2 protein-coding genes are annotated in these 698 nt (G+C 52.1%); both read left to right on the plus strand.

Going from position 1 to position 698, the window contains the following annotated elements; translation table 11 throughout:
* Window positions 1-145 precede the first annotated feature (145 nt).
* Window positions 146-295 carry a hypothetical protein gene (locus ACR0K1_RS25630; RefSeq protein ID WP_480617446.1) on the plus strand — a complete coding sequence of 50 codons (150 nt, stop codon included), beginning with the start codon at window positions 146-148 and terminating at the stop codon, window positions 293-295.
* 128 nt (window positions 296-423) lie between these two features.
* Window positions 424-678, plus strand: a complete 255-nt coding sequence (locus tag ACR0K1_RS25635) for a hypothetical protein (RefSeq protein WP_480852327.1) — start codon at window positions 424-426, stop codon at window positions 676-678.
* Window positions 679-698 lie beyond the last annotated feature (20 nt).

Here is a 698-nt window from a genome sequence, read left to right on the forward strand (position 1 = left end):
TGCTGACGGACATGGCATAGGAGCCGCTGTAATCGCCGCTGGGCATGCGCTGGATTGTCGTAGATACTCCGGGGGCCGATACGGGTATTTAGAGACACCAGCAGCCAAATCACGGCTTAAGCGGGCAGGATACTGTAGGTGAGATATGGACCCACTTGAATTTATTACGCAACAACTTGAAGCAGCGGGCTATGAGGTCACTGTTGAATTTGGGTTGCGTCGAATTAACGGCGGGCACGAACTGACGGAAATGCAGTTCCAGCAAGTTGCTAGGGAATTGCTTTCTGAGCAATAGCACCTCCCCCTATACCTCACGTGTAAACAAATCCGGGCTTTCTTTACACGTTTGAGCGACATGCAAAGAAACTAGGCATATTTTTAAATGCGCTGGCGATTCCAAACGTGTTCACGCTACGTTCACGTATGCCAATCACTGTTTGGGATATCATTGAAGAAGGCGGCAGGCTGGAAATCACTTGCGGGTCATGCCGCAAGGTCGTCTGGATAACCGGGCGCGACCAGCTTCTGCGCTACAATCCCAAACTCACAGCAAGACAGCTACAGGCTAAGCTGGTCTGCCCTCGATGTGACTTCCCCGGTGAAATCAAACTGACCTTCCCAAGTGAGGAGATAGAGCGGGCAAAGTCCATAAAGGCGCACAACATGACCCGGCGGTGAACCCTTACCGGCAGGATGGG

This window comes from Ruegeria sp. F5 (genome assembly GCF_056533845.1).

Coding starts and splice junctions, on each gene's coding strand:
- ACR0K1_RS25635 (WP_480852327.1), top strand. CDS start 424: ATGCCAATCACTGTTTGGGATATCATTGAAGAAGGCGGCAGGCTGGAA.
- ACR0K1_RS25630 (WP_480617446.1), top strand. CDS start 146: ATGGACCCACTTGAATTTATTACGCAACAACTTGAAGCAGCGGGCTAT.